Origin of the sequence: Micrococcus sp. KRD070 (genome assembly GCF_017168435.1) — a bacterium.
GTDB lineage: Bacteria > Actinomycetota > Actinomycetes > Actinomycetales > Micrococcaceae > Micrococcus > Micrococcus luteus.
Genome location: NZ_JABFNH010000041.1, coordinates 1 through 5,984 on the forward strand (window position 1 = coordinate 1; position 5,984 = coordinate 5,984).

A 5,984-nucleotide genomic window follows, 5' to 3' on the forward strand; every position below is an offset into this window, starting at 1 on the left:
CAACGGTGCGAGGCCCTCCCTCAAAGAATGTCCGGCGGCGACCTACTCTCCCACAACCTCCCGGCTGCAGTACCATCGGCGCTGTGGGCCTTAGCTTCCGGGTTCGGAATGGAACCGGGCGTTTCCCCCACGCTATGACCGCCGTAACCCTAACCCCACACCACCACCCTCAACACGGGCAACAGCAGGGAAACCTACGGGTCACACAACAGTGACACTATTCAACTCAAAACACCCCAACCACCCACCAACAAGCAGACAGCCGGTTGCAATCAGACAACCGCACAGCGGACGCGAACACCAACCCATCACCTTGAAGCAAGCAATAGGATAAGAGTGTGTGTAAGTCATCGGCCTATTAGTACTGGTCAGCTTCACGAGTCTTCAGTCCTCGCTTCCACATCCAGCCTATCAACCCAGTGTTCTAGCTGGGGGCCTCACACCCTCAAAGGGGCAAGGAAATCTCATCTCGAAGCCGGCTTCCCGCTTAGATGCTTTCAGCGGTTATCCATCCCGAACGTAGCTAATCAGCCATGCACCTGGCGGTACAACTGACATACCAGAGGTTCGTCCGTCCCGGTCCTCTCGTACTAAGGACAGACCTTCTCAAATTTCCAACGCGCGCAGAGGATAGGGACCGAACTGTCTCACGACGTTCTGAACCCAGCTCGCGTACCGCTTTAATGGGCGAACAGCCCAACCCTTGGGACCTACTCCAGCCCCAGGATGCGACGAGCCGACATCGAGGTGCCAAACCATGCCGTCGATATGGACTCTTGGGCAAGATCAGCCTGTTATCCCCGAGGTACCTTTTATCCGTTGAGCGACGGCCGTTCCACAACGAGCCGCCGGATCACTAGTCCCGACTTTCGTCCCTGCTCGAGCTGCCACTCTCACAGTCAAGCTCCCTTGTGCACTTGCACTCGACACCTGATTGCCAACCAGGCTGAGGGAACCTTTGGGCGCCTCCGTTACATTTTAGGAGGCAACCGCCCCAGTTAAACTACCCATCAGGCACTGTCCCTGACCCGGATCACGGGCCGAAGTTAGATATCCAGAGTGACCAGAGTGGTATTTCAACGGCGACTCCACGAACACTGGCGTGCCCGCTTCACAGTCTCCCACCTATCCTACACAAGTCACACCGAATACCAATACCAAACTATAGTAAAGGTCACGGGGTCTTTCCGTCCTTCTGCGCGTAACGAGCATCTTTACTCGTAATGCAATTTCGCCGAGTTCATGGTTGAGACAGCGGGGAAGTCGTTACTCCATTCGTGCAGGTCGGAACTTACCCGACAAGGAATTTCGCTACCTTAGGATGGTTATAGTTACCACCGCCGTTTACTGGGGCTTAAGTTCTCCGCTTCGCCGAAGCTAACGGGTCCCCTTAACCTTCCAGCACCGGGCAGGAGTCAGTCCATATACATCGTCTTACGACTTCGCATGGACCTGTGTTTTTGATAAACAGTCGCTTCCCCCTGGTCTCTGCGGCCCCGATCCCCTCACACCAGCACGTGGTGCTCAAGGTTGGGGCCCCCCTTCTCCCGAAGTTACGGGGGCATTTTGCCGAGTTCCTTAACCATGATTCTCTCGATCGCCTTAGTATTCTCTACCTGACCACCTGTGTCGGTTTAGGGTACGGGCAGTTTGAACCTCACGCCGATGCTTTTCTAGGCAGCATAGGATCACCGGATCACCCACCATGTGGGCGCCCATCAGGTCTCAGGCATACAGCCGGCGGATTTACCTACCGGCAGCCCTACACCCTTAGACCAGGTCATTTCCATTGCCCGGCCCGGCTACCTTCCTGCGTCACACCTGTTAATGCGCTTGCCTCCCCGGTTCAGGTCCCGCGCTCCCCATCACCGACCCCGTCAAAGACGGGGTTCGGGATGGTTCGGGCGGTTAGTATCACCGGCTCAACATGGACGGTTCTTCACTGGTACGGGAATATCAACCCGTTGTCCATCGACTACGCCTGTCGGCCTCGCCTTAGGTCCCGACTTACCCAGGGCAGATTAGCTTGACCCTGGAACCCTTAGTCATCCGGCGGACGGGTTTCTCACCCGTCTTTCGCTACTCATGCCTGCATTCTCACTCGTCCACAATCCACCAGAAGTTACCCGCTGGCTTCACCTCGTGAACGACGCTCCCCTACCCATCCAGCAAAACTGAATGCCACGGTTTCGGCGGTGTACTTGAGCCCCGCTACATTGTCGGCGCGGAATCACTTGACCAGTGAGCTATTACGCACTCTTTCAAGGGTGGCTGCTTCTAAGCCAACCTCCTGGTTGTCTCAGCAACTCCACATCCTTTCCCACTTAGCACACGCTTAGGGGCCTTAACCGGTGGTCTGGGCTGTTTCCCTCTCGACTATGAAGCTTATCCCCCACAGTCTCACTGCCACGCTCTCACTTCCCGGCATTCGGAGTTTGGCTGAAGTCAGTAACCTTGTAGGGCCCATCGTCCATCCAGTAGCTCTACCTCCGGGAAGAAACACGTGACGCTGCACCTAAATGCATTTCGGGGAGAACCAGCTATCACGGAGTTTGATTGGCCTTTCACCCCTACCCACAGCTCATCCCCTCCATTTTCAACTGAAGTGGGTTCGGTCCTCCACGCGCTCTTACACGCGCTTCAACCTGGCCATGGGTAGATCACTCCGCTTCGGGTCTAGGACACGCGACTCAATCGCCCTATTCAGACTCGCTTTCGCTACGGCTTCCCCACACGGGTTAACCTCGCCACGTATCACTAACTCGCAGGCTCATTCTTCAAAAGGCACGCTGTCACCCCACAAGGAGGCTCCAACGGTTTGTAGGCACATGGTTTCAGGTACTATTTCACTCCCCTCCCGGGGTACTTTTCACCATTCCCTCACGGTACTGATCCGCTATCGGTCAACAGGTAGTATTCAGGCTTACCAGGTGGTCCTGGCAGATTCACACGGGATTCCTCGGGCCCCGTGCTACTCGGGCAACCCTCCAACAGCGGCGGAACACATTTCGACTACGGGACTCTCACCCTCTACGGTCCAGCATCCACACTGGTTCGTCTATATGCCCGCACCTCACTGCGCCATGCCGGCAGACATGACAAGGAGGGGCCCACAACACCGCACATGCAACCCCTGCCGGGTATCACACACATACGGTTTAGCCCCATCCGCGTTCGCTCGCCACTACTAACGGAATCACTTTTGTTTTCTCTTCCTGTGGGTACTGAGATGTTTCACTTCCCCACGTTCCCTCCACCCGGTCTATGTGTTCAACCGGGGGTCACACGACACGTCGTGCGGGGTTTCCCCATTCGGAAATCCTGGTCTCAACGTCCGGTTATCGACTCCACCAGGCTTATCGCAGATTCCCACGTCCTTCTTCGGCTCCTGTTGCCAAGGCATCCACCATGCGCCCTTGGAAACTTTCACACACAATGAAAGTCCTCAAATGAGCAATATCTAACTAAGATGTCATTCTCGGCATCACCACACCTCACACACCACCCCAGGGGGAACAGTGCGATCAACGATGCAGCAACAAAAAAAATAAGATGCTCGCGTCCACTATGCAGTTCTCAAACAACAACCCACACCCCATCCACCAACCCACAAGGCCAGCTTCACAAGATACGGAGACCAGAAACAACAACCCCAACCCTCACAGATCAGGGTGCCTGCTGTTCCAGGACCCAACAGTGTGCCAACACCAGCTCGCAGCCACCAACACCACCCATTCCAACCACACCCGCAAAGGCATGACGTACTCGAGCACTGCCGGCACCACCACTGGCACCATTCATTGATGTTCCACCCATGAGCAACCCGCCATCACACACGCGGTGATGCAACGGGCACTAATGCTCCTTAGAAAGGAGGTGATCCAGCCGCACCTTCCGGTACGGCTACCTTGTTACGACTTAGTCCCAATCGCTGGTCCCACCTTCGACGGCTCCCCCCACAAGGGTTAGGCCACCGGCTTCGGGTGTTACCAACTTTCGTGACTTGACGGGCGGTGTGTACAAGGCCCGGGAACGTATTCACCGCAGCGTTGCTGATCTGCGATTACTAGCGACTCCGACTTCATGGGGTCGAGTTGCAGACCCCAATCCGAACTGAGACCGGCTTTTTGGGATTAGCTCCACCTCACAGTATCGCAACCCATTGTACCGGCCATTGTAGCATGCGTGAAGCCCAAGACATAAGGGGCATGATGATTTGACGTCGTCCTCACCTTCCTCCGAGTTGACCCCGGCAGTCTCCCATGAGTCCCCACCATTACGTGCTGGCAACATGGAACGAGGGTTGCGCTCGTTGCGGGACTTAACCCAACATCTCACGACACGAGCTGACGACAACCATGCACCACCTGTGAACCCGCCCCAAAGGGGAAACCGTATCTCTACGGCGATCGAGAACATGTCAAGCCTTGGTAAGGTTCTTCGCGTTGCATCGAATTAATCCGCATGCTCCGCCGCTTGTGCGGGCCCCCGTCAATTCCTTTGAGTTTTAGCCTTGCGGCCGTACTCCCCAGGCGGGGCACTTAATGCGTTAGCTGCGGCGCGGAAACCGTGGAATGGTCCCCACACCTAGTGCCCAACGTTTACGGCATGGACTACCAGGGTATCTAATCCTGTTCGCTCCCCATGCTTTCGCTCCTCAGCGTCAGTTACAGCCCAGAGACCTGCCTTCGCCATCGGTGTTCCTCCTGATATCTGCGCATTCCACCGCTACACCAGGAATTCCAGTCTCCCCTACTGCACTCTAGTCTGCCCGTACCCACCGCAGATCCGGGGTTAAGCCCCGGACTTTCACGACAGACGCGACAAACCGCCTACGAGCTCTTTACGCCCAATAATTCCGGATAACGCTCGCACCCTACGTATTACCGCGGCTGCTGGCACGTAGTTAGCCGGTGCTTCTTCTGCAGGTACCGTCACTTTCGCTTCTTCCCTACTGAAAGAGGTTTACAACCCGAAGGCCGTCATCCCTCACGCGGCGTCGCTGCATCAGGCTTGCGCCCATTGTGCAATATTCCCCACTGCTGCCTCCCGTAGGAGTCTGGGCCGTGTCTCAGTCCCAGTGTGGCCGGTCACCCTCTCAGGCCGGCTACCCGTCGTCGCCTTGGTGAGCCATTACCTCACCAACAAGCTGATAGGCCGCGAGTCCATCCAAAACCGATAAATCTTTCCAACACCCACCATGCGGTGGACGCTCCTATCCGGTATTAGACCCAGTTTCCCAGGCTTATCCCAGAGTTAAGGGCAGGTTACTCACGTGTTACTCACCCGTTCGCCACTAATCCACCCAGCAAGCTGGGCTTCATCGTTCGACTTGCATGTGTTAAGCACGCCGCCAGCGTTCATCCTGAGCCAGGATCAAACTCTCCGTAAAAAATTACAGAACAACACCGTGGCAGCCGGAAATAACCACCACGACATCCATTCAATACCTGGCAGACCATCACCACACCACGGGGGTGGCAGGCGATGATCAACCAATATGTGTTAAAACAATTGGCATCAACAAACTTGGCACACTATTGAGTTCTCAAACAACAGGCGCTTCCAGCTTCAGCGACCCGCTCCGCGGGCCGTTTCGCTCTGGAGCAACTTCTCCATCCTAGACCATCCGTTTCGACCGTGTCAACTCCGTGTCCGAAGCATTCACCGTCTGTTCACATGGCCGGGCTAGAAAACCTTACCACGCGATCCGACAATGTCAACTCCGCTTCCGCAGGGCCAGACACTCACCGGACCATCCACGTGGAAGGCCTCGAAAAGCTTACCACATGATCCCCGGCTGTCAAACCAGATCATCTTCTTCAGGAATCCCGACCCGCATCACTGCCGGCCGCGCACCCGGTGAGCACCACCCGCCCTGGACCTGCCATTCTCGGCATGAATCCGCGGATTCTGTGTTCTTCACCCCGCCTCCCGGTCACCCGGTCGGCGTCTTGAGCACGAGATGGAACTCTACACACGAA

Annotated in this window: 3 rRNA genes; all 3 read right to left on the reverse strand. The window is 56.1% G+C overall.

The annotated features are described in order from the left end of the window. Positions 1-29: 29 nt before the first annotated feature. Positions 30-146, reverse strand: a 5S ribosomal RNA gene (gene rrf / locus J1M38_RS11470). A 192-nt stretch (positions 147-338) separates the two neighbouring features. Further along, positions 339-3,430 (reverse strand): 23S ribosomal RNA (locus J1M38_RS11475). Positions 3,431-3,869: 439 nt separating this feature from the next. After that, positions 3,870-5,392, reverse strand: a 16S ribosomal RNA gene (locus tag J1M38_RS11480). Together the 16S, 23S and 5S rRNA genes form the textbook arrangement of a ribosomal RNA operon. Positions 5,393-5,984 lie beyond the last annotated feature (592 nt).